Annotated in this window: 20 protein-coding genes; 2 read left to right on the top strand and 18 right to left on the bottom strand. The window is 72.6% G+C overall.

Annotated features, from left to right (window positions below):
* Positions 1-6: 6 nt before the first annotated feature.
* On the bottom strand, positions 7-4,563 hold the full coding sequence (gene gltB / locus HGB44_RS13305; RefSeq protein ID WP_061083019.1) for a glutamate synthase large subunit: 4,557 nt from the start codon (positions 4,561-4,563) through the stop codon (positions 7-9).
* Between the two features lie 589 nt (positions 4,564-5,152).
* Here gltB and HGB44_RS13300 point away from each other — a divergent pair.
* Complete coding sequence (locus HGB44_RS13300) at positions 5,153-6,928, top strand: bis-aminopropyl spermidine synthase family protein (RefSeq protein ID WP_061083018.1); 1,776 nt, start codon at positions 5,153-5,155, stop codon at positions 6,926-6,928.
* A 225-nt stretch (positions 6,929-7,153) separates the two neighbouring features.
* On the opposite strand, the gene HGB44_RS13295 is transcribed toward HGB44_RS13300, so the two are convergent.
* The 14 genes from HGB44_RS13295 to hisI all read right to left on the bottom strand — a co-directional run bounded on the left by HGB44_RS13295 (position 7,154) and on the right by hisI (position 19,434).
* Complete coding sequence (locus tag HGB44_RS13295) at positions 7,154-8,209, bottom strand: hypothetical protein (RefSeq protein ID WP_061083017.1); 1,056 nt, start codon at positions 8,207-8,209, stop codon at positions 7,154-7,156.
* A gap of 158 nt (positions 8,210-8,367) precedes the next feature.
* Complete coding sequence (locus HGB44_RS13290; RefSeq protein ID WP_061083016.1) at positions 8,368-9,603, bottom strand: hypothetical protein; 1,236 nt, start codon at positions 9,601-9,603, stop codon at positions 8,368-8,370.
* 94 nt (positions 9,604-9,697) lie between these two features.
* Complete coding sequence (gene lgt, locus HGB44_RS13285; RefSeq protein WP_061083015.1) at positions 9,698-10,810, bottom strand: prolipoprotein diacylglyceryl transferase; 1,113 nt, start codon at positions 10,808-10,810, stop codon at positions 9,698-9,700.
* Between the two features lie 55 nt (positions 10,811-10,865).
* Positions 10,866-11,846, bottom strand: coding sequence for a DsbA family protein (locus HGB44_RS13280; protein ID WP_061083014.1), 981 nt, complete (start codon positions 11,844-11,846; stop codon positions 10,866-10,868).
* A gap of 45 nt (positions 11,847-11,891) precedes the next feature.
* Positions 11,892-12,404 carry a MauE/DoxX family redox-associated membrane protein gene (locus HGB44_RS13275; RefSeq protein ID WP_061083013.1) on the bottom strand — a complete coding sequence of 171 codons (513 nt, stop codon included), beginning with the start codon at positions 12,402-12,404 and terminating at the stop codon, positions 11,892-11,894.
* A gap of 648 nt (positions 12,405-13,052) precedes the next feature.
* Positions 13,053-13,871 carry a tryptophan synthase subunit alpha gene (trpA, locus tag HGB44_RS13270; RefSeq protein WP_061083091.1) on the bottom strand — a complete coding sequence of 273 codons (819 nt, stop codon included), beginning with the start codon at positions 13,869-13,871 and terminating at the stop codon, positions 13,053-13,055.
* A complete protein-coding gene (gene trpB, locus HGB44_RS13265) occupies positions 13,868-15,085 on the bottom strand; it encodes a tryptophan synthase subunit beta (RefSeq protein WP_061083092.1) in 1,218 nt (405 codons plus the stop codon). The genes trpA and trpB overlap by 4 nt, the downstream gene beginning before the upstream one ends.
* 242 nt (positions 15,086-15,327) lie before the next feature.
* Positions 15,328-16,134, bottom strand: a complete 807-nt coding sequence (trpC, locus tag HGB44_RS13260; RefSeq protein WP_061083093.1) for an indole-3-glycerol phosphate synthase TrpC — start codon at positions 16,132-16,134, stop codon at positions 15,328-15,330.
* Positions 16,135-16,358: 224 nt separating this feature from the next.
* Positions 16,359-16,694, bottom strand: coding sequence for a CD225/dispanin family protein (locus HGB44_RS13255; RefSeq protein WP_061083094.1), 336 nt, complete (start codon positions 16,692-16,694; stop codon positions 16,359-16,361).
* A 92-nt stretch (positions 16,695-16,786) separates the two neighbouring features.
* Complete coding sequence (locus tag HGB44_RS13250) at positions 16,787-17,302, bottom strand: DUF2752 domain-containing protein (protein WP_061083095.1); 516 nt, start codon at positions 17,300-17,302, stop codon at positions 16,787-16,789.
* Positions 17,303-17,403: 101 nt separating this feature from the next.
* Positions 17,404-17,799 (bottom strand): CD225/dispanin family protein, encoded by a 396-nt coding sequence (locus HGB44_RS13245; RefSeq protein ID WP_061083096.1) that lies wholly within the window; start codon positions 17,797-17,799, stop codon positions 17,404-17,406.
* A 266-nt stretch (positions 17,800-18,065) separates the two neighbouring features.
* The gene (locus HGB44_RS13240; RefSeq protein WP_061083097.1) at positions 18,066-18,398 is read right to left on the bottom strand and encodes an HGxxPAAW family protein; all 333 of its coding nucleotides are present in this window, start codon (positions 18,396-18,398) and stop codon (positions 18,066-18,068) included.
* Complete coding sequence (locus HGB44_RS13235; protein ID WP_231972631.1) at positions 18,398-19,093, bottom strand: Trp biosynthesis-associated membrane protein; 696 nt, start codon at positions 19,091-19,093, stop codon at positions 18,398-18,400. Before HGB44_RS13235 ends, HGB44_RS13240 begins: the two co-directional genes overlap by 1 nt.
* Entirely contained in the window at positions 19,090-19,434 is a 345-nt protein-coding gene (hisI, locus tag HGB44_RS13230) for a phosphoribosyl-AMP cyclohydrolase (protein ID WP_013154196.1), read from the bottom strand. Before hisI ends, HGB44_RS13235 begins: the two co-directional genes overlap by 4 nt.
* 204 nt (positions 19,435-19,638) lie before the next feature.
* Between hisI and HGB44_RS13225 the strand changes: the two genes are divergently transcribed.
* The gene (locus HGB44_RS13225) at positions 19,639-20,634 is read left to right on the top strand and encodes an SIS domain-containing protein (protein WP_061083098.1); all 996 of its coding nucleotides are present in this window, start codon (positions 19,639-19,641) and stop codon (positions 20,632-20,634) included.
* A gap of 3 nt (positions 20,635-20,637) precedes the next feature.
* Here the strand turns inward: HGB44_RS13225 and HGB44_RS13220 are convergent, their stop codons facing one another.
* From HGB44_RS13220 to HGB44_RS13210, 3 genes are all read right to left on the bottom strand, one after another.
* Positions 20,638-21,021 carry a hypothetical protein gene (locus HGB44_RS13220; RefSeq protein WP_210751600.1) on the bottom strand — a complete coding sequence of 128 codons (384 nt, stop codon included), beginning with the start codon at positions 21,019-21,021 and terminating at the stop codon, positions 20,638-20,640.
* A 218-nt stretch (positions 21,022-21,239) separates the two neighbouring features.
* Entirely contained in the window at positions 21,240-23,087 is a 1,848-nt protein-coding gene (locus tag HGB44_RS13215) for an ABC transporter ATP-binding protein (RefSeq protein WP_061083099.1), read from the bottom strand.
* Entirely contained in the window at positions 23,084-25,126 is a 2,043-nt protein-coding gene (locus HGB44_RS13210) for an ABC transporter ATP-binding protein (RefSeq protein WP_061083100.1), read from the bottom strand. Before HGB44_RS13210 ends, HGB44_RS13215 begins: the two co-directional genes overlap by 4 nt.
* Positions 25,127-25,256: the final 130 nt, after the last annotated feature.

Here is a 25,256-nt window from a genome sequence, read left to right as displayed (position 1 = left end):
CTCGTGTCAGGACTGTGCGGAGGCCATGACGGCCTCGTTGACGTCGCGGCCCTCGCGTTCGGCCTCGGCCTGGGCGAGCAGGACGCGCTTGTAGTCGCGGGGCATGATCTTGGCGATGCGGTCGAGTCCGTGCTCGCCGTCGGTGAGGATCCGTTCGGCGACGGCCGATCCGGTCTCGGCGCGGTGGCGGGTGAGGACGTCGGTGAGGAACGCGCGGTCCTCGTCGGTGAGGGCCTCGATCTCGACCATCTCGGTGTTGACACGTTCGCGGTCCAGGTCCAGGACGTAGGCGACGCCTCCGGACATGCCGGCCGCGAAGTTGCGGCCGGTGCGGCCGAGGACGACGGCGCGGCCGCCGGTCATGTACTCGCAGCCGTGGTCGCCGATGCCCTCGACGACGGCGAGGGCGCCGGAGTTGCGGACGCAGAAGCGTTCGCCGACGACGCCGCGCAGGAGGATCTCTCCGGAGGTGGCGCCGTAGCCGATGACGTTGCCGGCGATGATGTGGTCCTCGGCGACCAGCTGGGAGGCGGTGTCGGGGCGGACGATGACGCGTCCGCCGGACAGGCCCTTGCCGACGTAGTCGTTGGCGTCGCCGGACAGGCGCAGGGTGATTCCCCTGGGCACGAAGGCGCCGAAGGACTGGCCCGCGGATCCGGTGAAGGAGACGTCGATGGTGTCGTCGGGGAGGCCGGCGGCGCCGTGGCGCTTGGTGACCTCGTGTCCGAGCATGGTGCCGACGGTGCGGTTGACGTTGCGTACGGGCAGTTCGAGGCGTACGGGCTGGCCGAAGTCCAGGGCGCCCTCGCTGAGCTGGATGAGGGTGTTGTCCAGGGCCTTGCCCAGGCCGTGGTCCTGGAGGCGCTGCTGGACGCGGTGGTCGCCCGCGCGGGGCTCGACCTCGTGCAGGATGGGCGACAGGTCCAGGCCTTGGGCCTTCCAGTGGTTGACGGCGTCGGCGGTGTCGAGCAGGTCGATGGATCCGATGGCCTCGTCCAGGCTGCGGAAGCCGAGCTGGGCGAGGTACTCGCGGACCTCCTGGGCGATGAACTCGAAGAAGTTGACGACGTACTCGGCCTTGCCGGAGAAGCGCTCGCGCAGGAGCGGGTTCTGGGTGGCGACGCCGACGGGGCAGGTGTCCAGGTGGCACACGCGCATCATGACGCAGCCGGAGACGACGAGGGGTGCGGTGGCGAAGCCGTACTCCTCGGCGCCGAGCAGGGCGGCGATGACGACGTCGCGGCCGGTCTTCATCTGGCCGTCGGCCTGGACGACGATGCGGTCGCGCAGGCCGTTGAGCAGCAGGGTCTGCTGGGTCTCGGCGAGGCCGAGCTCCCAGGGGGTGCCCGCGTGCTTGAGGGAGGTCAGCGGCGAGGCGCCGGTGCCTCCGTCGTGGCCGGAGATGAGGACGACGTCGGCGTGTGCCTTGGACACGCCGGCGGCGACGGTGCCCACGCCCGCCTCGGAGACCAGTTTGACGTGGACCCGGGCGGAGGGGTTGGCGTTCTTGAGGTCGTGGATGAGTTGGGCGAGGTCCTCGATGGAGTAGATGTCGTGGTGGGGCGGCGGGGAGATGAGCCCGACGCCGGGGGTGGAGTGGCGGGTCCGGGCGACCCACGGGTAGACCTTGTGGCCGGGCAGCTGGCCGCCCTCGCCGGGCTTGGCGCCCTGGGCCATCTTGATCTGGATGTCGTCGGCGTTGCTGAGGTAGTGCGAGGTGACGCCGAAGCGGCCGGAGGCGACCTGCTTGATGGAGCTGCGCCGCAGGTCCCCGTTGGCGTCGGGGGTGAAGCGGTCGGGGTCCTCGCCGCCCTCGCCGGTGTTGGACTTGCCGCCGAGGCGGTTCATCGCGATGGCGAGGGTCTGGTGGGCCTCGGCGGAGATGGAGCCGTAGGACATGGCTCCGGTGGAGAAGCGCCGGACGATCTCCGAGACGGGTTCGACCTCGTCGACGGGCACGGGTTCGCGCACGCCGTCCTTGAAGCGCAGGAGACCGCGCAGGGTCATGAGCTTCTCGGACTGGTCGTCGATCTGGGAGGTGTACTCCTTGAAGATCTCGTACTTGCGGGTGCGGGTGGAGTGCTGGAGCTTGAAGACGGTCTCGGGGCTGAACAGGTGCGGTTCGCCCTCGCGGCGCCACTGGTACTCGCCGCCGACCTCCAGGCGCCGGTGGGCGTTGGGGTTGGCGGTGTGGGCGCGGCGGTGGCGGATGGCGACCTCCTCGGCGAGGACGTCGAAGCCGACGCCGCCCAGGCGGGAGGTGGTGCCGGTGAAGCAGCGGTCGATGACCTCGGCGCCCAGGCCCAGGGCCTCGAAGATCTGGGCTCCGGTGTAGGAGCTGACCGTGGACACGCCGATCTTGGACATGACCTTCAGGACGCCCTTGCCGAACGCCTTGACGGTGTTGCGGACGGCCTGGTCGGCGTCGACGCCGCCGAGGCGTCCGCGCTCGACGAGGTCGCGGACGGTGGCCAGCGCCAGGTAGGGGTTGACCGCGGAGGCGCCGTAGCCGATGAGCAGGGCGACGTGGTGGCATTCGCGCACGTCGGCGGCCTCGATGAGGAGGCCGACCTCGGTGCGGGTCTTCTCGCGGACGAGGTGGTGGTGGACCGAGCCGGTGAGCAGCAGCGACGGGATGGGCGCGCGGCCCTCGTCGGCGCCGCGGTCGCTGAGCACGAGGATGTGGGCGCCGTCGGCGATGGCGGCGGAGACCTCGGTGTTGATCTGCTCCAGGCGGGCGGAGAGCGCGTCGCCGCCGCCGTCGACGGGGTAGGTGCCGTCGACGGTGAAGCTCCTCAGGGCCGGGTTGCCCTGTCCGGCGGCGACGATGGCGGCCAGTTCGGCCTGGTCGACGACCGGGGTGGGCAGGACGAGGCGCTGGGTGCTGCCGGGAGCGGCGTCGAGGATGTTGTGCTCGGCGCCCAGGAGGGTGGCCAGGCTGGTGACCATCTCCTCGCGGATGGCGTCCAGGGGCGGGTTGGTGACCTGGGCGAAGTTCTGCGAGAAGTAGTCGAAGAGCTGGCGGGAGCGCTCGGAGAGCGCGGCCACCGGGGTGTCGGTGCCCATGGAGCCGATGGGTTCGGCTCCGGTGCGGGCCATCGGGGTGAGGATGACGCGCAGTTCCTCCTCGGTGTAGCCGAAGACCTGCTGGGCGCGCTGGAGTTCGGTGACCGGGACGGGTTGGGCGTCGGGCAGGTCGGCCAGGCGCAGGACGCCCGTGTCGATCCACTCCTGGTAGGGGTGCTGCGCGGCGAGTTCGGCCTTGATCTCCTCGTCCTCGACGATGCGCCCCTGGGCGGTGTCGACGACGAAGATGCGGCCGGGCTGGAGGCGTCCCTTGCGCACGACGGTGGCGGGGTCGATGTCCAGGACTCCGGCCTCGCTGGCGAGGACGACGAAGCCGTCCTCGGTGACCCAGTAGCGGCCGGGGCGCAGGCCGTTGCGGTCCAGGACCGCGCCGACGACGGTGCCGTCGGTGAAGGACACCGAGGCGGGGCCGTCCCAGGGCTCCATGAGGGTGGAGTGGTACTCGTAGAAGGCCCGGACGGCCGGGTCCATCTCGGTGTGGTTCTCCCAGGGCTCGGGGATCATCATGAGCACCGCGTGCGGCAGGGAGCGTCCGCCCAGGTGGAGCAGTTCCAGGGCGTCGTCGAAGGAGGCGGTGTCGGAGTCGTCGGGGTCGACGATCGGGAAGATCCGGTCGAGGTCGCCGGGGATGAGGTCGCTGGCGAGTTTGGCCTCGCGCGCCCGCATCATGTTCCGGTTGCCCTTGACGGTGTTGATCTCGCCGTTGTGCGCGACGTAGCGGAACGGGTGGGCGAGCGGCCAGGACGGGAACGTGTTGGTGGAGAAGCGGGAGTGGACCAGGGCCAGGCCGGAGGCGTAGCGCCGGTCGGACAGGTCGGGGAAGAACGGCTCCAGCTGCGGGGTGGTGAGCATGCCCTTGTAGGCGATGGTGCGCGGGGACAGGCTCGGGAAGTAGACGTCGCTCTCGTGCTCGGCGCGCTTGCGTACGCAGTAGGCGTGGCGCTCCAGCTCGATGCCGGTGAGGCCCTCGGTGGCGGTGCCCGGGGTGCCCGTGATGAAGAGCTGCCCGAAGTAGGGCATGGCCTGGCGGGCGGCGGGGCCGCTGTACTGGGGCTCGAAGGGCAGTTCGCGCCAGCCGAGCAGGGTCAGGCCCTCCTCGGCGACGATGGCGTTGATGTGCTCCACGGCGGCGGCGCGCTCGGCGGCGTCGACGGGCAGGAAGCCGATGCCGGTGGCGTAGGCGCCGGCATCGGGCAGGGTGAAGTCGCAGACTTCGGTGTAGAGCTCGTGCGGGATCTGGGTGAGGATGCCCGCGCCGTCTCCGTCGTCGGGGTCGGCACCGGAGGCTCCGCGGTGGTCGAGGTTGCGGAGTACGGTGAGCGCCTTCTCGACGATGTCGTGGCTGCGACGTCCAGTGAGGTCGGCGACGAAGCCCACACCGCAGGCGTCGTGCTCGAAAGCGGGGTCGTACAGGCCCTGGGAAGTGGTCTCGGGGTTCGTTCGGACGGACGAACGCCGCACCTGGCCAGCAGGCATCTACCCTCCTGTCGTCTTGCGTGGCTTCGTGAAAAGCGCATCCGGGACGACGTTGGCCCTGCTGCGTGCGGATGAAGTTGTGTCGCCGCGTGGTGCGGCGGTGACCGTCCTGTGGGCGCCGTGGCCGCCTCCGTCGTGCGTCCACGTCCTCGTGGTCGCCGGTGGCGGGTGGGTTCGCCCGTGACGGGCAGGTTCCCTTATACATGCCGGTCCAGCCGCGACGTTAATCGCAGGTCTAGACCATGTGGCGCCGCGGTGCGCCGGTGGCCCCCTGCCGTGCCCGTGTGTGCGGGCTCGGGCACGGTCCCTTCCGGGAGGGTTCCCGGTGTGGGCTGGCCTAGCGGGTTTTTCCACGAGGGAACTCCGCTAAACCTCCCAAAGGGGCCGAAACACCGACCTCGGAGGTCGGGTACGCCACTTCGGGCACGCGGGCGCGACGCGCCGCGGCCCCACATTACCCCGCTGTTATCCCCGTCCCCAAGAGGGTGGGGGACGGGTCGCCGAGTGATATGCCCCTCACCGGCCGGTGCCGCTGACCTGCGTGGCGGTGGACCGCGCGCCGCCCCGGCGCGCGTGGGACGATCGACGCATGCACGCGACTCCTCCGGGCCCGGACGGCCCCCCTTCCGCTGCCCCTGGCCGGGTACCGGCCGCGGACGCCCGCGCCGACCGCTCCCCCGACGGCCCGTCTCCCCTTCCCGAGCCCGCCTCGGAACTGCTGCGCGGCCACGGTGTGGACGCGCCCCGGCTGCGGCGTGTGCTGGCGCTGCTCTCGGACGGGCGCGAGTGGGAGGCGAACGCGCTGGTGCGCGCCAGCGGTGTCGCGTACGCGCTGGTGTCCTCCCTGGTGGAGGCCCTGACGGAGGCCGGTGAACTGGTGGCCGGGGAAGGGCGGGGCCGGGTGCGCCTGGTGCGGCCGGAGCGCTACGCGGGCGCGGCCGGGGAGGAGCCCGCCGACCCGGTGGCCCACCTGCTCCCCCGCTACTCACGGGCGCTGGCGGAGCTGGCGCGCGCCGTGGAACAGGGGCCCGCCTCGGACCTGGACCTGGACCACGTCGCGGCGACGGCCGAGACCGCGCTGCGTCGGGCGCTGCTGCTGTCCACCCGGTTCGACCTGCGCGACCGCACGCTGCTGTGCGTGGGCGACCACGACCTGACCTCGGTGGCGCTGGCCCTGGTGTGCCCGGGCGCCCGCGCGGAGGTCGTGGACATCGACGAACGCGTCCTGGCCCACATCGACGCCCTGGCGGCCGACCTGGGGCTGGCGGTGCGCACGCACGCCGCGGATCTGCGCCTGGGGTTGCCGCCCGCGGTGCGCGGCGTCGCGGAGGTGGTGTTCACCGATCCCCCCTACACGCCCGACGGGGTGGAGTTGTTCGTGCGGCGCGGTGTGGAGGGGATGGCCGACCCCCGCCGGGGCCGGGTGCTGGTGGCCTACGGGGCCAGTGAGACCACTCCGCGGCTGGCCGCGGCCACGCAGGCGCGGCTGGTGCGGATGGACCTGCTGTTGGAGGCGGTGTGGCCGGACTTCAACCGCTATCACGGGGCCGAGTCGATCGGCGCGGCCTCGGACCTGTACGTGCTGCGTCCGCTGGCGCGCACGCTGCCCGCGCCCTCGGGTGAGGTGGCGCGTGTGTACAGCCAGGGGGTGAACGCCAAGGAGGCCCGGGGCGGCCTGGACGCCGACGGGGCCCGCGCCGTGCTGGACCGGGTGGCCGAGGAGACCGGGAGGGCCGGGGAAGCCCGGGAGACGGGTGAGACCGGTGGCGACCGTGCGCCGACGCTGGTGGGCGCGTGGCCCGGCGAGGTCGCCGGGTCGGGGCGGGTGCGCCTGTCCACGTGGATGGAGGCGCCCGGGCAGGGCGGCGGCTGCGCGGTGGTCAATCTCACGGGCGGGTGGGACCGCTGGGCGGCGCGCGCGGCCCTGGCCGCCGCCGGGGACACCGTGTACGTGCTGGTTCCGTCCTCCGCGGCGTGCGTGCGCGACGAGGCGGGCCAGCGGGGGCTGCGCGCCCTGGTGGAACCGCGCTTCGGGGTGCGGTTCCTGCGCGGGTTCGGCGCGGACGGCCTGACCGCGGTGCGGCTGACCCGGCGCCCGGACGCGGACTCGGCGGTGGAGCGGCTGCTGGTGCACGTGCAGGAGCGGGCGCACGGCACGCTCACCGCGACCCTGCGGGCGGGGCTGGTGGAGGTGTCGGCGTGGCGTGGAGGTCCGGTCAACAAGCGCACGGCGCGCCACGCGGTGGCCGCAGCGCCGGAGTGGGTGTCGGGCCACACCCTGCTGGACCTGCCCGAGCACCGCTTCGGCGAGCTGCGCGGGGTGGCCGCCGACCTGTTGGAGCGGGTCCAGGCGCTCCCGTCCTGATCCGGTGTCCGGAAAAGGTGCGCCGGCCCGCACCCTTCGCTGTGATCTTGTACTTATAGCCGATGTCGGCGGTCGAGCCTCGCTATAAGTACAAGATCATCGCAGGTCAAGGGCTCACGCTTCACATCGGAAACGATTCCGGCCAGCCGACGGGCTGGTGCGTGCCCGCCCCCGGGACGACGAAGGGGTCCGCGATGCCGCGGACCCCTTCGTGTGTGCAAAAGGTCAGCCGGTGCCGGTGGTCCCGGGCAGCTCCGTGCCCGTGCCTTCGGTGCCGGTCACACCCTCGCCCTCCGTCCCTGTGCCCGTTCCCTGGGTCCCGGTGCCCGCACCCTCGGTCCCGGTGCCCTCGACACCCGTGCCGTCGGTCCCGGCGCCGTCGGTGCCCGTGCCCTCGGTCCCCTCCGTCGTCCCCTCACCGCCTCCGGTGGTGCCCTCCTGCTGCACCATGCGCCGGTAGAGCGGGTCTCGGAAGTTGGCCAGCGCCACGAGCGGGCCGGACAGGCTGACCCTGTCCTCCACCGACTCCGACTCGGTGGGCTGCACCCACACCAGGACCAGGTAGTGGCCGCTGACGACCGCGTCGCTGGCGCTGTAGCCGCTGCCCAGGCGGTCGAAGGGCTCGGCGCCGGACGGGGAGAGCACGAAGCCGGGGTCCTGGGCGTCCTCCCCCTCGGGCTCGGTGAGGGCCGCGGCGACCGCTCGGCTGCCCTCGGTGTCGGCGAGGTTGAACACGGCCACGACGCCGAAGTAGGTGTCGGAGAGGTAGGTGGCGCGCCCGGCCTGGGTGCAGTCGGCCTCGGCCAGGGCGGCCTTGGCGGGCTCGCCCCACACCGCGGCGGCGCAGTCCTCGGCCAGGGTCGAGTCGCGCAGGGTGAAGTCGATGCTCTGGCTGGAGATCTCGGCGTTGCGGTCCCCGAACAACTCGTTCTCGTTGAGGGGACGGCTGTCGGCCTCGCGGGTGGCGAGCACCTCGTTCATGCTGCCGGCGTCGATGACCCGGTACACGGCGGGACGGGTCTGGGGGGCGGCCTGCCCTTCGCCGCCCTCCTCCCCCGCGTTGAGGTACAGGACCACGCCGAGGGCGATCAGCGCCACGACCAGCACACCGGCCACGATGGCGATGAGGGGGCCCAGGCGCCTGGACTCCCTCTTCCTGCGCCCCCCGGCCCGGCGGCGCCCGCCCTCCCGGGAGGAGCGCCCCTCGGGCTCGGTGTCGGGCTCGCTGCTCTTCCTCCGACGCCCCGCGGGTCCGGACGCCGACGGTTCAGAAGGGGACACCCAATGGACCTTTCCTCGGATGCGGTCCGGCCCGCGCGTACGCGGGCCGGACCGGTGTGTTCGGGGGTGTGTGAGGCCGGGAATCCTCGCCGCGCCTCGTGTGACCTCGGGTCGGTCTGTCGCAGATCCTATCGGGGCCTCCGACAGGCCGGGACAGACTACTCCTCGGCCTGCTCCGCCGCCTGGTTCACGGCCACGACCTCCTCGTAGACGTAGCGTGCCGCGTTCATGGAGGCCACGCTCAGCGTCGCCATGTCGGTGTTGTCCCCGGGCGGGGTGCCGTCGGTGTCGGCCACCCAGAACACGGCCAGGTAGTGGCCCATGACCTGGGTCGTGGCCTGGCTGTAACCGTCCTGCAGGCCGGGGACCTCGTCGCCGGTCTGCGTGAGCAGGAACCCGGCGCCGCTCTCGGCGTTGGTCGGGTCCAGCTCGCGCTCGACCTCGGCCGCGGCTTCGGCGTTGGCCAGGTCGAACAGGGTGAACTGGGCCACGTGCTGCTCGTCCCCGTCGGTGTACACACCGGAGGCGGCCTGGACGCAGTTGGCGTCGATCAGGCTCTGGCCGAGTTCCTCGCCCCACACCAGGGAGGTGCAGGAGTCGGTGATCGAGCCCTGGCGCAGTTCCAGGTTCACGTCGTCCAGACCGATCTCGCGGACCGGGTCGAAGACGCTCTCCTCGGTCATCGGTTCGGTGCCCTCGGGGCGCTCGTTGATGGCGCCGAAGACGTCCTCGCGGTTGGGCTCGGACAGGTACAGCTCCGGGGTGAGGGTGCTGTGCCCCTCGGGCGGGGCCACGACCGTGTCGTCCCCGCCCGCGACGGCGCCGCCGTTCCCGGCGAAGAGCTGGTAGGACAGCAGGCCGAGGAGGGCGACCAGCGCGAGGCTGAACGCTCCGAGCAGGAGGCCGAGCACGGCGGTGCCGCGCTTGCGCTTGCTCTGCTCGGCGAGGGTGTACACGATCTGGTTGGGGCGGTCGCCCAGGACCGAGACCCTCTTGATGGCGGCGGCGGAGAAGGCCGAGACCTTGTTCACCCCCGTGGCTCCGGCCCGCCTGCCTCCGGCGGCCCGGTTGCCCGGGGCCCTGCGGCGGGAGGAGCCGCGGGCCCCGCGCCCCTTCTTTCGGCGCGAGGCGCGGCCGCCGGTCTCCTCGGCGCCGTCCGCGTCGGCGCCGTCGGCGCCCTCTTCCTCGTCGTAGGCGTCCTCGTCGTAGGACGCGTCGTCATAGGGTCCGTCGTCGTAGCCGTCGTCGGCGGGGCGGGTGTGGCCGTACTCCGCGGAGAAGTCCTCCTCGGGGTCGTACGCCTCCTCGTCCCGGTCCAGGATCTGGTCGTCGGCGCGGTCCTCGGTGTGGGCGCGTCGGCCTCTGCGGCCGTACCCGGACTCAGCTCTGCTCACGGTCTTTCTCAATCGTCAACCCGTGGTCTGCTCGAAAGGTACAGGGGCCCAGATGCGTGTCCGGACACGGCCGGTCCACGTGGCTTCCCTGTGTCTACTCGGGCTTCGTCCCGGGTTCGGTTCCCGTGTCCCCGGCGTCCCTGTCGGTCGAGCCCTCGCTACTAGATCGTTCAGGGCTCGGGTGGTATTCCGTCCCCGCCTCCCGTGAGCTGGAGCTTTGCGAACCGACACGCGATTCCTCGCTGTCCAGGGCGCTGTAGACGGTGCTGTCGTCGCGCGTCTCACCGTCGGTTGTGGGCCCGAACACCTGGGTTCCGGCGTCGTGGCCGTGGGGGACGACGGCGCTGGAGAAGGAGTCGATGCGCCGTCCGGCCCACACGAAGTAGGCCAGGGCCGCGAGGAGGACCAGGAGGGAGGTCCAGTTGTTCAGGCGCAGGCCCAGGAAGTCGTTGGCCGGGTCCACGCGCAGGTACTCGATCCAGAAGCGGCCCGCGCAGTAGCCCGCGACGTAGAGGGCGAACAGGCGCCCGCCCTGGAGGGAGCGCTCGTAGCGCCGTCCCGCCCAGGCCAGCAGGACGGCCAGGCCCAGGCACCACAGGGACTCGTAGAGGAAGGTGGGGTGGTAGGTGCTCACGCCCAGTTCCATGCCCGGGCGCAGGGCGCCGTTGGGGTAGGGGGTGATCTCCACGGCCCAGGGCAGGTCGGTGGGCCTGCCGAACAGCTCCTGGTTGAAGTAGTTGCCCCAGCGGCCCAGCGCCTGGGCCAGGGGGAGGGTGGGGGCGATGGCGAAGGAGAGCTTGGACATGGACAGGCCGCGCCTGCGGGCGACCAGCCACACGCCCAGGGCGCCCATGGGGATGGCTCCCCAGATGCCGAGTCCGCCCTCCCAGATGTACAGGGCGCGGATGGGCTCGCGGCCCTCGGCGAAGTACAGCTGCGCGTCGCTGATGACGTGGTAGAGGCGTCCGCCGATCAGGCCCAGGATCACGGCCCACACGGCCATGTCCATGATGGTGCCCTTCTCACCGCCCATGGCGGCCCAGCGCCGCTCGCTCCACAGCACCGCGACGATGACTCCGGCGAGGATGCACAGGGCGTAGAAGTGGATCTGCAGCGGCCCGATGGGGATGGAGTTGACCTGCGGGCTGGGGAAGGCCGCGAGGGCCCGGCCGAACTCGACCGCGCCCTCCGTGGCTGTCGACGACAATGTCACTGGTCTGCTCTCGGGTTCGCCCCGCGTGCGGGGGTGTCTTCGGGGGTGGCTACTCCGCGCCACCCCCGTCGCCTGTGGGTTGGGTGTCGACCTCGCCGGGCTCCGCTGAGGCGATGGCCTCGTTGAGGCCCCGGGCGGTCATGGCGGTGTCGTTGTCGAGCAACTCACCGTTGATGTAGACGGAGGGCGTTCCGCGGAAGGCGTTGTCTCCGCTATAGCGAGTGTAGGCGTTCCCGGTGGCTTCGATGATCTGGCCCGTGTACGTCCCCTCCAGGAAGGAGGGGTCGTGGCCGTGCTCGGCACCCCAGGCGAGCAGGTCGGACAGCACCATGGTGGCGAGGGTCTCCTCGCCGATCTGCGCCACGGCGTCCTCGGTCAGGGCGGGCAGGAAGTCCTCGGTGAACCGGGAGACCACGGCGGCCTCGTCGTCCACCCGCTGGTCGAACCGCTCCTGCTGCTCCGGGGTGGGGTCGGTCTCGGCGAACCACTCCTTGAGCTGGTCGACGGTGAAGCCCTCGGTGCGCTCGGTGGGCTGGTTCTCGAAGAGGATGTCGTTGTAGCGCACGAACCGGTCGTGTTCGGCGGCGGCGCGGGCGGCGGCCCCGGCTCGCAGCGAGTTGCTGCTCAGGGGCACCGGCTGCTGGGCGAAGATGCTGACCGGCCGGTAGTGGACGATGGCCTCGCCCTGTGCGGCGTTCTCCTTGAGGACGCCGCCGTTGAGGAGTTCGAACTGGCGGCAGGCGGGGCACTGGTAGTCGGCGTAGACCTCGACGACGGGGGCCGAGGCGCCCTCCTGGGCCATGACGACGCTGCCGTCCTGCTGGAGGGTGGTCGGCGCCAGGGCCCCCTCGTACTCGCCGCTTTGGCGGTCGGCGTTGAGGGCGGCGTAGCCGATGCCGACGATGAGCAGCACCACCGCGGCGGCGGCGCCCACCACGATGAGGGTCCTGTTGCGCTTGGCTTTGCGCTTGTCCCTCTCCCTCTGCTCCTTGAGTTTCTCGCGGGAGCGCCTGCGCGCTTCACTGCCCATGTCTTCCCCTGTTCCTCACTGCTGGATACGGTCGGCCGTCCGGGGTCACCGGAAGAGGCCGAGGGCGCGGTCGACGGCGAAGGGCGAACGCGGCCAGACCGCGACGAAGGCGCCCATCGCCGCGAAGGCGATGTCGCGGGCGATGGAGAGCCCGTAGGTGGTCTCCTCCGGGTCGACCTGGCCGCCGCCGCCGAAACAGCCGCAGTCGATGCTCAGGCCCCGGGCCATGGCGGAGAGGATCCCGGCGATGAAGACGACCATGAGCAGCGCGCTGACGGCGCCGACGTAGCGGGTGGCGAGCCCGACCAGGAGCAGGGCGGCCAGGGCGAGTTCGAACAGGGGGAGGGTGTAGCCGATGAACAGCGCGACCTCGGCGGGAAAGAGGTCGTAGGCCTCGACCGCCTGGACGGACAGGGCCGGGGGGAACTTGGAGACGGCGGCGAAGACCAGGACGGCGGCCAGTCCGACGCGGCAGGCGAGGCTGAGCCAGGGCTGGACGGCCTCCCAGCGCGATCCGGGCGCGGGTCGGGTGGCGGGTGTCTGGTCGGTGGTGTCCATCACTGCGGCCTCCGGGGAGAGAGCGGGCGGGTCATCGGATGTGCGGGGCGGGTGCCCCCGTCTGCGGGCGGGAGCGGGAGCCCCTGCCTCCTTCCGTTCGGTGCGGCCGTGGCCGTGGCGCCCGCCGGAGCGGACGCGGGTCCTTCCATGGAGTCGTCGCCGGGCCGTGCGGGGTTCCCGGGATGCGGGGATGTGGCCACCGCCACCGCGCGCCGCCGCCCGTCCCGTGCGCGTCCGGGACGAACACGGCCCGGTGGGCCGGAGGGACGGGTGGGCGTCGGGAAAGGGGCCCCGCGACCACGGTGCGTGGGCGCGTCGTCGCCCTTCGCGTCGGGTCAGATCCTACTGCCTGTGTCGAGTGCGTGACGCTGGGTCCGGGATTTCGGGTGCGGCGACCGGCGCCTCCCGGGGCGGAGTGCGCCCCGCCCCTCCATGGGTACCTGGTCAGAGGGGTGCCACGAGGTTCTTCGGGGGCTCTCCCAGTTCTTCGGGGACTCTCCCACCCGGTTCTCACCTGCCTGGCCGTGGTCCTGTCCGGCACGGCGGCGGGGCCCCGCGGGGAGCGGGGTCGCACGACGAAGGCGGGGGCCGTCCCGTGGACGGCCCCCGCCGGTGTTCACGCGTCCCGCTGTCCGCGGGCCCCTCGGGTCAGGTGCGGCCCGAGCGCACCCCCTGCGCCAGTTCCTGGGCGAAGGAGCGGACCGCGACGAGTCCGGTCTCCAGGTCCGGCGCGTCCAGGACGCGCTGGCAGAACCCGGCGCCGACGATCACGCCGTCGGCGTAGGCGGCCACCTCGGCGGCCTGGGCGCCGGTGGAGATGCCCAGGCCCACGCAGACGGGCAGGCCGGAGTCGCGGGTCGCCTCGCGGGTGCGCCGCACCAGCGCGGCGGCGGTGTCGGCGACCTGGGTGCGGGTGCCGGTCACGCCCATGAGCGAGGCGGCGTACACGAAGCCGGTGCACTCGCGCGTGGTCAGGGCCAGGCGCCGGTCGGTGGAGGAGGGCGCGACCAGGAACACCCGGTCCAGGCCGCAGGCGTCGGAGGCGGCCACCCACTCCTCGGACTCCTCGGGGATGAGGTCGGGGGTGATCACCCCGGACCCTCCCGCCTTGGCCAGGCCCGCGGCGAAGCGCTCGACCCCGTAGCGCTCGATGGGGTTCCAGTAGGACATCACCACGGCGGCGGCACCGGTGGCGGCGGTGGCCTCGACCACGCGGAACACGTCGTCGGTGGTGGTGCCCGCGGCCAGGGCCCGGTCGGCGGCCCGCTGGATGGTGGGGCCGTCCATCATGGGGTCGGAGTAGGGCAGGCCGACCTCGACGACGTCGCAGCCCCCCTCGACCATGGCCTGGATGACCCGGACGGAGGACTCCACGTCGGGGAACCCGGCGGGCAGGTAGCCGATCAGGGCGGCGCGTCCGGCCTCGCGGGCCTCGGCGAGCTTGGTCTGTAGTGCGGTGGCGCTCACGCCTGTCCCTCCGGGTCAACGAGGCCGAAGTAGGCGGCCGCGGTGTCAACGTCCTTGTCGCCGCGCCCGGAGAGGTTCACCAGGATGACGGCGTCCGGGCCGAGGCGCTCGCCGAGCTTGCGGGCGCCGGCCAGGGCGTGCGCGCTCTCGATGGCCGGGATGATGCCCTCGGTGCGGCACAGCAGCCGGAAGGCCTCCATGGCCTCGGCGTCGGTGATCGGTTCGTAGTTGGCGCGGCCGGTGTCGGCGAGGTAGGCGTGCTCGGGGCCCACCGCCGGGTAGTCGAGTCCGGCGGAGATGGAGTGGCTGGGCAGGGTCTGGCCGTACTCGTCCTGGAGCACGAAGGTGCGCGCCCCGTGGAAGACGCCGGGGCTGCCCGCGGTGATGGAGGCGGCGGTGCGGGTGGTCCGCGCTCCCTCTCCCCCGGCCTCGAAGCCGTACAGGGCGACCTCCTCGTCGGGGATGAAGGCCGCGAAGACCGCCATGGCGTTGGATCCGCCGCCCACGCACGCGGCGACCGCGTCGGGGAGCCTGCCGACGCGCTCCAGGACCTGTTCGCGGGCCTCCTGGCCGACGACGAAGTGCAGGTCGCGCACGAGCTTGGGGAAGGGGTGCGGACCGGCGACGGTGCCGAACAGGTAGTGGGTGCGGTCGACGTTGGCCACCCAGTCGCGGAAGGCCTCGTTGATGGCGTCCTTGAGGGTGCGGCTGCCGATGGTGACGGGGACGACCTCGGCGCCGAGCATGCGCATGCGGGCGACGTTGAGCGCCTGGCGGCGGGTGTCCTCCTCGCCCATGTAGATCACGCACTCCAGGCCGAGCAGGGCGCAGGCGGTGGCGGTGGCCACGCCGTGCTGTCCGGCGCCGGTCTCGGCGATGACGCGGGTCTTGCCCATCCGCTTGGTGAGCAGGGCCTGGCCGAGGACGTTGTTGATCTTGTGCGATCCGGTGTGGTTGAGGTCCTCGCGCTTGAGCAGGACGCGCGCGCCGCCGCAGTGTTCGGAGAAGTTGCGGGCCTCGCTCAGGGCGCTGGGGCGTCCGGTGTAGTCCTTGAGCAGTTCGGCGAGTTCGGCCTGGTACCGGGGGTCCTGTTTGGCCTTCTCCCACTCCGCGGCCACCTCGTCGAGGGCGGCGATGAGGGCTTCGGGCGCGAAGCGGCCGCCGAAGCGGCCGTAGTGCCCGCGCTGGTCGGGCAGGGGTTGGTCGTGACTCATTGCACGCTCTCCTGGGAAGGGCCGACCGCGGGGCTCCCCCGGCCTCGCGCCGCGGGGTCCGCGCGCCGACCGGCTGTGCGCCGCCCGGCTCCGGCGGCGCGTTCTGACTGTGGGTCAACGCGGCGGCGGGAACCCGCGGCTCACTGGCGCGGGTTCCCTAGAGCCATCGCCATCTGCGGACGGGGCGTGTCGTCGCCGCGTCCGCCGGTGCCTGCGTCGACCCTCTCACGGGCTGCGGCCCCCTAGTTCCGGTCCCGCAGGGCGGGGTGGGCCCCGGCGGTGACCAGGTCGGCGACGGCCTCGCGCGGGTTGCGGCCGCGGACGAGGCTCTCGCCGACGAGGACGGCTCCGGCTCCGGCCCCCGCGTAGGCCAGCAGGTCGTGCGGGCCGCGGACACCGGACTCGGCGATCTTGACGACGTCGGAGGGGATGAGGGGGGCGAGCCGGGAGAAGGTGTCCCGGTCCACCTCCAGGGTCTTGAGGTTGCGGGCGTTGACGCCGACGACGGTGGCCCCGGCGTCGAGTGCGCGCGCGACCTCCTCCTCGTCGTGGACCTCCACCAGCGGCATCAGGCCGAGCGAGCGGGCCCTCTCCACCAGGGAGACCAGGGCCTCCTGCGGCAGGGCCGCGACGATGAGCAGCACGGCGGAGGCTCCGAAGACGCGGGCCTCCCACAGCTGGTAGGAGCTGACCACGAAGTCCTTGCGCAGCAGCGGGGTGTCGACCGCCTTGTGGACGGCCTGGAGGTCGGCGAGGCTGCCCTTGAAGCGGCGCTGCTCGGTGAGGACGCTGATCAGGGCGGCGCCGCCGGCCTCGTAGTCGCGGGCCAGGGACGCGGGGTCGGTGATGGCCGCGAGGGGGCCCTTGGAGGGGCTGGCCCGCTTGACCTCGGCGATGACGTGCACACCCGGGCGGCGCAGGGCGGCTTCGGCGTCCTTGGGGGTGGGCACCGACCCGGCCTGGGCCTTGAGGCGGTCAAGGGGCAGGTCCTCCTGCCGCTGCGCCAGGTCAGCGCGTACTCCGTCGAGGATCTCGTCGAGCACGCTCACCAGTTACTGCTCCCTCGTGAAAGTGGGCCGGCACGGTGGTGGCCCGTGGTGCGGGCCCCTCGCGCGGCGGGATCGGACACCGCCGCACCGTGTTGCTGGTCATCGTATCCACCCGTGGGGACCGCGGGGCCGCCGACCCCGTGGGAGACCGCCGCGGTGGCGGCGGTGGGAGCCGGAAAGGGGACTCGCGCACCGGTGTGTCGGTGCGGCGCGCCGACCGGCGGTCACATGGCCGCCAGCATCGCGAACATGAACAGGAAGTACACGAGTACGACCAGGAGGTAGAGGGCCGCGGGGACGAAGCAGACCAGGCCGATGATGCCCAGCACCTTGGCGGTGTCGGAGGCGGACTGGGCTCCCATGTAGTCGCCCGTCTCCCACTTGCTGTTGACCTGGAGGGCGAAGACCAGACCGATGACGCCGATCAGCGGGATGCAGCTGACGATGCCCAGGATGTTGAACACCAGGTAGTTCCTGGGCGGCCCGCCGGGGGGCGGGGCGTAGTAACCGTAGCCGCCGGGAGGGCCGTAACCGCCGGCGTGGGGAGGGCCGTAGCTCATGTGATGGCACCTTTTCGGAGCGTTGTTTCCGCGTGCGGCGGCGCGCGGCCGCGTTCGCGGAGTAGGACTGCGGTGAGCCCGTCCTGGTTCTGCTACCAGCCGGGGAGGAGGGGTGTCCCGGGGGCGAGGAAGGAGAACCAGGGCAGGTTGCGCAGGATCCAGTGCGCCATGATGACGATGAGCATGCCCCACAGGAACCAGCCCGGTGTCAGTTTGGGGTACCTCTTGGGCGGTCGGACGGAGTGGAGGAGCCAACGCCCGTAGGTCCAGGCGACGTAGGGCAACAGCAGCCACAGCAGGGGGTTCATGCTGATGGAGGCGAGGATCTCCCCGTGGGTGAGCAGGGCGATCGCGCGCATGCTGCCGCAGCCGGGACAGAAGGTGCCGGTGATCAGCAGCCAGGGGCAGGTGGGGTAGTTACCGGGCTCGTTGGGGTCCACGAAGTGCAGGAGGGTGGCTCCGGCCAGACCGAGCACGCCCAGTCCGGCGGGCCACACGACCGGGTGCAGCGACGCGGCCCACCGCCTGAGCCGGTCTCCCGGGGAGCGCGGCTCGGCCGGAGGACGGGGGGGCTGGCTCTGGGGCGGCTCTTCGTGCTGTGGGTACACGTGACCAGCCTAGGGGTTCGAAGGCATACAGAAAGGGCGCCCCCAAGCGCCGGAGCGCTCGGGGGCGGGCGGAGCGTGGTGGGACCCTGGGCCCCGCCTCGCTAGTAGGTGGTGTACGTCGGAGCGGTGGCCGCGGCGCTCAGTCCGATGAAGAACAGGATGGCGTAGAAGGCGATGAGGAGCAGCCACAGGATGCCACCGCAGATGAAAGCGATCTTCGTCCACTTCTTCGCCTGCTTCTGGGCCTCCATGGCCCCCGCCTGGTCACCGCGGTTCCACAGGTCGTTGACCTTGGTGGCGTTGATGATGCCGGGGATGGCGAAGGGCCAGCAGCAGAAGATGGCGACGATGGCCCAGACCAGGCCGTTGTCCGGCGGAGGACCGCTGGGGGCGCCGTAGCCGCCGGAGGGCGGGCCGTAGCCGCCGCCCCCGGGGGGACCGTAGCCGCCGCCGGGGGGCGGGCCGGGGTTGCCGGGGGGAGGGGGACCATAACTCATGCTCGGTGCAACTTTCCGGAAGAGGACAAGGGATTTGCGCGGCGCACGGAGAAGCACTCCGGTCCAACACGGGGCAGGGTTGGATCACCAGGTCGCGTACACCGCGGGCAGAAAGGAATGATGCCAGATCGGTGAGACTCCTACCGAACCGAACCAACGCGGCAGTCGTGGCCGGTGGGCCGAATCTACCCGCCCCGTGGGACCTTCGTCCATATTTCCGTTACTCACTCGTTGTGAGCTGGTGCTTTCCCGATGTCCCGTGTTCCTCAGACCTTGGTCGCGTCGGGGTCCAGGGCGGGACCGGGCTGCGCGGCGGCGGGCTCGGGCTGCGCGGCGCCGGACTTGCGGCCGGCCTCCCACTCCTCGCGCGTGGGCGGAACCGGGCGGGGCTCCTTGCGGCCGTAGCCGGCCTTCTTCATGACGCCGGCGATCGCGGCGAGCACGACGCTGGCGACGAGGGCGACGGCGGTCCACAGCAGCAGGTCGCCGCCGAGGAAGACGATGGCGAAGGCCGCCACGGACCACGCCACGATCCAGGACACGGTGAGGAACCAGGCGGACAGGGTGTTGCCGTGGTCGTCGTGGTGCTCGTCAGCCATCAGGTCTTCTCCTTAGGTTCGGCTGGGCGTGCTGCCAGCGGTGCGTGTGCGGCGCTGTCGGAGTCCGCGGGCGTGGCGCCTCCGGGCTCGGCGTCGAGTGTGGGGTCGTCACCGGCGTCCAGCGACCTCCACAGGTCGGAGGGCGTCTCGGACCGGGTCGCGCGCGGTGCGGCGTCCCGATCGTACCGGGTGCCCATACCCGGCCAGGCAGGGGCTCGTAGGACCGCGACCAGCCCCGCCGCGACCAGGAGCACGGCTCCGGCCACGGCCATGGCGGGCCCCAGGGCCAGCAGTCGGGGGTCGGCTGCCACCTGGGCGGCCCCGGCGGTGTCGGTGGTGTTGTCGGCCACCGCGTCCAGGAGCGCGCTGGGACGGGTGGCGCCCCAGACGGCGTTGAGAGCGGCCGCTCCGCCCAGGGCGACGAGGAGGCCGACCGCGCGGCGGGCCCAGCCCCGGGTGGCGTACAGGCCCGCGATCCCGGCCAGCCCGGCCCAGCCGATGCCGCTCAGGGCACCGGTGAGGTCGGTTCCGGTGAGTTCCACGGAGACGGGGGCGACCGGCCCCGGCGCGGTGAGCTCGCCGGTCGCCCACTGGCGTCCGGCGGCGGCGAGCAGCAGTCCGGCCCCGGCGGCCAGGGCGAGCATGGCCAGGCCGTACTCCCGGCGCGCGCGGGGCGGGAAGGCGGACGAACTCACAGGAGTCTCCCGGCGTCGAAACAGGTGTGGTCGCCGGTGTGGCAGGCGGCGCCCTCCTGGTCGACGCGGACCAGCAGGGTGTCCCCGTCACAGTCGAGTGCGACCGATACCACACGCTGGGTGTGTCCGGAGGTGGCGCCCTTGACCCAGTACTCGCCGCGGCTGCGCGACCAGTAGGTCGCGGAGCCGGTGGTGAGGGTGCGGTGCAGGGCCTCGTCGTCCATCCAGGCGAGCATGAGTACCTCCCCGGTGTCGTGCTGCTGCACGACGGCGGGGACGAGGCCGTCCGGGTTCCGCTTGAGGCGGGCGGCGATGTCCGGGTCGAGGCTGGTGACGCTCATGCACTCCAGGTTATGGCCGCCGCCGGAGCGCCCCGCACCGGGTGTCCCCTGTCTCTGGGGCGGCGCGGGGTGGCGCGGGGCTGCTCGGAGCGGAGCGGTCCGGAACGGAGGGCCGGGGGACGGCGGGTGCCGGGAGGCGGGGGGCGCGGATGTCCTAGAGTTCGTGCGTCGTCCTTCGCCCTGCCTTCGTACCCTGGGGGTTTCGTGACCGCCGAGTCCCTGTCCCGCGACCTCGCGGGCAAGCCCGAGGCGCTGACCCGGCTCGCCGACCGCTTCCCGCGGTGGGATCCCTACGCCGCGCTGCCCGCGCTGCTCGACGACGAGCCCGCGGCGGTGCGCTTCCTGGGTCTGGGCACGGCGCGGCACGCGTGCGAGGTGGCGGCGGCGCGGCTGCGCCGGGCGGGGGTCGCGGCGAGTGCGGACTTCTCCTCGTCGGCGGAGGAACCGCCCGCGGGGCCCGAGACGCTCGTGGTCGCGGTGAGCCTGGGCGGCGGGCAGCGCGAGCTGTACACGGCGCTGGACCGCTACGTGGCGCGGTCGCCGGTGATCGTGCTGGCCCCGTCGGTGGACTCGGTGGTGGGGCGCCAGGCGGACCTGCTGGTGCCGCTGCACGCGGGCGAGGAGGCGAGCGGGGTGGGTTGCCGCGCCTACCCGCACGCGCTGGCCCTGCTCCTGCTGCTGGGGCACCGCCTGGGCGCGCCCCGGCCGGGCAGCAGCCAGACCCTGCCGGGGCTGCTGCGCCGTGCGGCGAACGCGACGGCGTCGCTGTTGGAGAGCGCGCCGGGGTGGGTGCCGGAGGTCGCCCGTGTCCTGGAGTCGCCGCACGGTGTGCACATGGTGGCTCCGGCCGAGCGTATGGCGTCGGCCTGGCAGGGGGTGCGGGTGATGCGCCAGGGGCCGGTGCGGGTGGCGCACGCGTGTGAGACCGGGGAGTGGTCGCACACCGACCGCCACCTGGCGGCGGTGACGGACTACCGGGCGCTGCTGTTCGCGGGTTCGGCCTACGACGAGCGCTTCGCCCAGCACCTGGGGCAGCTGCGGGGGTCGTTCGTGGCGGTGGGCCCCACCCCCGGCCAGGAGCGGATGCCGGAGGCGGAGCTGACCGTGCGCTACCCGGGCGACACCGACCAGGACGTGAGCCTGCTGGTGGAGCCGCTGGTGGCGGAGCTGCTGGCGGCGCACTGGTGGCGCGGCCGGTAGAGGTCACCGCGGGCGCAGGAAGCTCCGGACGTCGTCACGGCCGTCGAGGGCCCGGGCGTCCACGTCCGAGGGGTCCGCCTCGGCACGCGCCGCCAGCGACTCCGCCAGCGCGCGGGCTTCGTCGCTGAGGTGTCCGAAGCGTCGGGCGATGTGGCCCAGGCACAGGCACGCCAGCCCGAGCAGCGGGCTGCCCGGCGCGGCCCGTGTCCCGACCCGCACGCACCAGCGTTCGACGAACTCGCCGTCGTCGTCGTTCAACGCGCTTCCGACCAGGGCGCTCGCCGCCGCCCCCTCCTGAGAGCGGTCGCGCAGAGCACGCTCCACCGTCTCGGCCACCGCCTCGTGCGGCAGCGCGGGAGGGTTGACGAAGTCGGGCTGGGGGCGCATACCCCCGACACTACGCGCCCCGCACCGACCGCACGGGGGCCGCGGGGGCCGGACGTCCACAGGCCCGGTCCGGGTGTCGCACCAGCTCAGGTGGCACGGGGAGAATGGATTCGGGGGGACCGCCCCCCACCACGGGAGGAACGCGGCACCCCCGAATCAACGGTAGCCCGGCGGCCGCGCGGGCGCACCCCCTTCGGCCGGCCTGTGGACAGCCCGGGTCAGGCCGAGGAGCGCACCCAGGAGGCGTACAGGTCGGCGTACACGCCGGGCCTGTCCACCAGCTCGGCGTGTGAGCCGCTCTGCACGATGCGCCCGTCGTCGAAGACGAGGACCCTGTCCGCGGCCTCGGCGGTGGACAGCCGGTGCGCGATGGCCACGGAGGTGCGCCCGCGCGTGAGCCGGTCCAGGGCGCGCTGGATGCGCACCTCGGTGTGCGGGTCCACCGCCGAGGTGGCCTCGTCCAGCACCAGCAGGTCGGGGTCGGCGATGTAGGCGCGCACCAGGGCCACCAGCTGCCGCTCCCCCGCCGAGAGCGACTCGCCCCGCTGGCCCACGGGGGTGTCCAGCCCGTGGGCGAGGCTGTCGAGCCACTCCGCCAGCCCCAGTTCGGTGACGGCGGTTTCCAGTTCGGCGTCGGTGCTCTCGGGGCGGGCGAAGCGGATGTTGTCGCCCAGGGAGCTGTCGAAGAGGAAGCCCTCCTGCGGGACCATCACCACGCGGCTGCGCAGGGAGGAGAAGGCCACCTCGCGCAGGTCGACGCCGTCGAGCCGGACGGTGCCCCGCGCGGGGTCCATGAGGCGGGTGAGCAGCTTGACGAAGGTGGTCTTGCCCGAACCGGTCTCCCCCACCACGGCCACGCGGGTGCCGGGGGTGATCTCGACGCTGACGTCGTCGAGGACGACGGGCCCCTCGGGATAGGAGTAGGTCACCTCGTCGAAGGAGACCCGGACCGGTCCGCGCGGCAGCACCCGGCCCGCCTCGCCGGGGTCGGCGATGTCGGGGACGGTGTCGAGCACGCCCAGGACGCGGCGCCAGCCCGCGATGGCGTTCTGGGCCTCGTTGAAGATCTCGGTGGCCATCATCATCGGCTGGATGAACAGGGTCATCAGGAACAGGAAGGCGATGAGCTGTCCGGCGGTCAGTCCTCCGCCCAGGCCGAGCCAGACGCCGATGAGGACGACGGCGGTGTTGCCCAGGGCCGCGATGATCTCGGCGAAGGGCGAGACCGCCATGGACAGCCGCTGGGCGCGCACCTGGGAGCGGCGCGTGGTCAGGACGGTGGTGTCGATGCGCTCGGCGGTGCGCCGCTCGGTGCCGTGGGCGCGGATGACGGAGGCGCCCATGACGGTCTCGCCGATGACGCCGAGCATGTCGCCGGTGTTCTCGCGGACCTTGAGGTAGGCCTTGGACAGCAGCTTCTGGAGCCAGCGCACGCCGAACAGCAGCGGCAGGAAGCAGATCCACACCACGAGGGTGAGCTGCCAGGAGTAGACCGCCATCAGGACGGTGGCGACCAGGAGCTGGCCGCTGCTGACCAGCAGGAGCAGGCCGCCCCACTGCATGAAGGTGCTGATCTGGTCGACGTCGCTGGTGACGCGGGAGACCAGGGCACCCTTGCGCTCGCTGTTCTGGGTGAGCACGGACAGGTCGTGCACGTGCCGGAAGGCCTTGCGGCGCAGTGTGGCCAGGCCGGACTCGGTGGCCCGGTACAGGCGCACGTTCATCAGGTAGGAGCAGATCATGGTGACCACGAGCAGGGCGGCGCAGACGGCCACCATGCGGGTGACGAAGCCCAGGTCGGGTCCGTCCGGCCCGGACAGCCCGTTGTCGATGATCTGCTGGACGGCGACGGGTACGACGACCTTGCCCGCGGTGGCCACGACGGCGAAGGCCAGGGTGAGCCACAGGCCTCGGGCGAACTCCGGGGAGAGCCGCAGGCCGCGCTTGAGCGTGTCCATCGCGCCCTCGGAGGAGCGGTGCAGCGACACGGCCGGGTCGTCGGGGGCGCGGCCGGGCCGCTCCTCCCCCTCCCGCTCTCGCTGCTCGTCGCGGGTGGGCGCGCTCATCGGGTGGCCTCCTCGGCGGCGTCGTCACGGGTGGGGCGGGCGGGTTCGAGGGGGCCGGGCTCCTCGGGCAGCGGGGCGTTCTCGGCCTGCCCCTCGGCGGAGGCGCGTTCGTAGGCGGTGACGAGCCTGGTGTAGCCGGGCGAGGTGGTGAGCAGTTCCTCGTGGGTGCCGCGGGCCAGCACGCGTCCGCGCTCCATGTAGACGACCTCGTCGGCGAGTTCGATGGTGGCGCGGCGGTAGGCGACCACGACCACGGTGGCGGCGTCGTCGCGTTCGCGCAGGCCCGCCAGGATCTGCGCCTCGATCTGGGGGTCGACGGCGGAGGTGGCGTCGTCCATGATGAGCAGCCGCGGACGGCGCACGATCGCGCGGGCCAGGGCCAGGCGCTGGCGCTGTCCTCCGGAGAGGGTGGTGCCCTTCTCGCCGAGCCGGGCGTCGAGCCCGCCCTCCAGTTCGCGGACGAAGCCGTCGGCCCGGGCCAGGCGCAGGGCGGCCCAGACCTGGTCGTCGTCGGCGTCGGTGCCCAGGGTGATGTTGTCGCGGACGCTGTCCTCGAACACGAAGGTGCCCTGGGGCACCAGGGCGGCGTGCCGGGGGATCTGGTCGCGGGCCAGGTCGCGCACGTCGACGCCGTCGAGGCTGACGGTGCCCGTGTCGGCGTCGACCAGGCGCATGAGGACGGTGGTGAGCGTGGACTTGCCCGACCCGGTGGGGCCGACCAGGGCGACGGTGCGCCCGGGGGCGATGTCCAGGTCCACTCCGTTGAGGACGGTGGTGCGCGGTTCGGTGTCGGCGCCGCCGTCCATCAGGTCGCGCGCGCCGCCCCGGGCGTCGTAGGAGTCGGCGTAGGAGAAGGTCACGCCGCGGGCGCTCAGGGCGATGCCGGTGGGGGTGTCCTCCAGGGCGCGGGTGCCGTACTCCATGGCGCCGTCGGAGTCGAGGACGGACTGGACGCGGTCCCAGCCCACGACGCTGCGGGGCAGGTCGCCCAGGATCCATCCGAAGGAGCGGATGGGCAGGGCCAGGAGGGTGAACAGGAAGGCGATCTGGACCAGGTCCCCGGCGTCGATGGCGCCGGTGGACAGCCGCCACATGCCCAGGAGCAGGACGGCGAGCACGCCGAAGTTGGGCAGGGCCTCCATGACCGGGTCGAACATCGAGCGCATCCGGCCGACCTGGATGAGCGCGTCGCGCAGGCGGTGGGCGGCGGAGGTGAAGCGCTCGGTCTCGGTGTCCTCGCGGCCCAGGGTCTTGACGACGAGGGCGCCGTCGAAGGACTCGTGAGCGACGCCGCTGACCTCGGCGCGCAGCGCCTGGGCGCGGGAGGCCATGGGTGAGACGCGGCGCTGGAAGACGACGTTGGCGGCGGCCAGGACCGGGAAGACGACGAAGGCGACCAGGGACAGGACCGGGTCGGTGGTGACCATGGCGACGGCCGCGATGACCAGCATGAACACGCTGCCGACGGCCATGGGCAGCGGGGCGAGCGGCTGCCAGGCGGCCTCGACGTCGGCGTTGGCGTTGGACAGCAGCTGTCCGGTGGGGTGGCGGTGGTGCCAGGACAGGGGCAGTTCGAGGTACTTGCGGGCGACGGCGCGGCGGTAGCGGGCCTGCATGCGGAACTGCATGAGTGCGGCGAGCATGCGGCGCATGGCGATGCCGGTGCCCTTGCCCAGGCCCACGCCCATGAGGAGCGCGGCGGCGCCGAGGAGGGCGGCGGCGGTGGTGCTGCCCTGCTCGAAGGCGGGGAGGATGGTGGCGTCGGTGAGGTAGCCGAGGACGGAGGCGGAGCCGACGGTGACGGCGGCGTGCAGCATCGCGCCGACGACGGCGGCGAGGAAGACCCACGGCTCGGTGCGGGCGGCGATCCACAGCACGCGCATGCCGCGGGCGAAGACCCCGGTGTGCTCGGCGGCGTCGGATCCCCCGCGTGCTCCCGGCCCGTCCGCCGTCCTGTGTGCTCCCGGTCCCTCCGCGGCTCCGGGCGGCGCCGACCCCTCCTCGTTCTCCGGTTCCCTGGTGCTCGTACCCCGCGCCATACGCCCCCCGTTCTCCTCCGTGGCCGGGCAGGCCCGGCGCAGCCCGACACGCGCACGGCGGCCTCCGGGCATGCCGGAGGGCGTGGATGTGCGCGTGTCGTGTCAACCTATCCAGCGGCACCGACAAGGT

The sequence above is a fragment of the Nocardiopsis alborubida genome (genome assembly GCF_012396365.1).
Classification (GTDB): domain Bacteria; phylum Actinomycetota; class Actinomycetes; order Streptosporangiales; family Streptosporangiaceae; genus Nocardiopsis; species Nocardiopsis alborubida.
The sequence above is the reverse complement of the archived record's forward strand: the minus strand, read 5'-3'. Positions and strand labels throughout refer to the sequence as shown.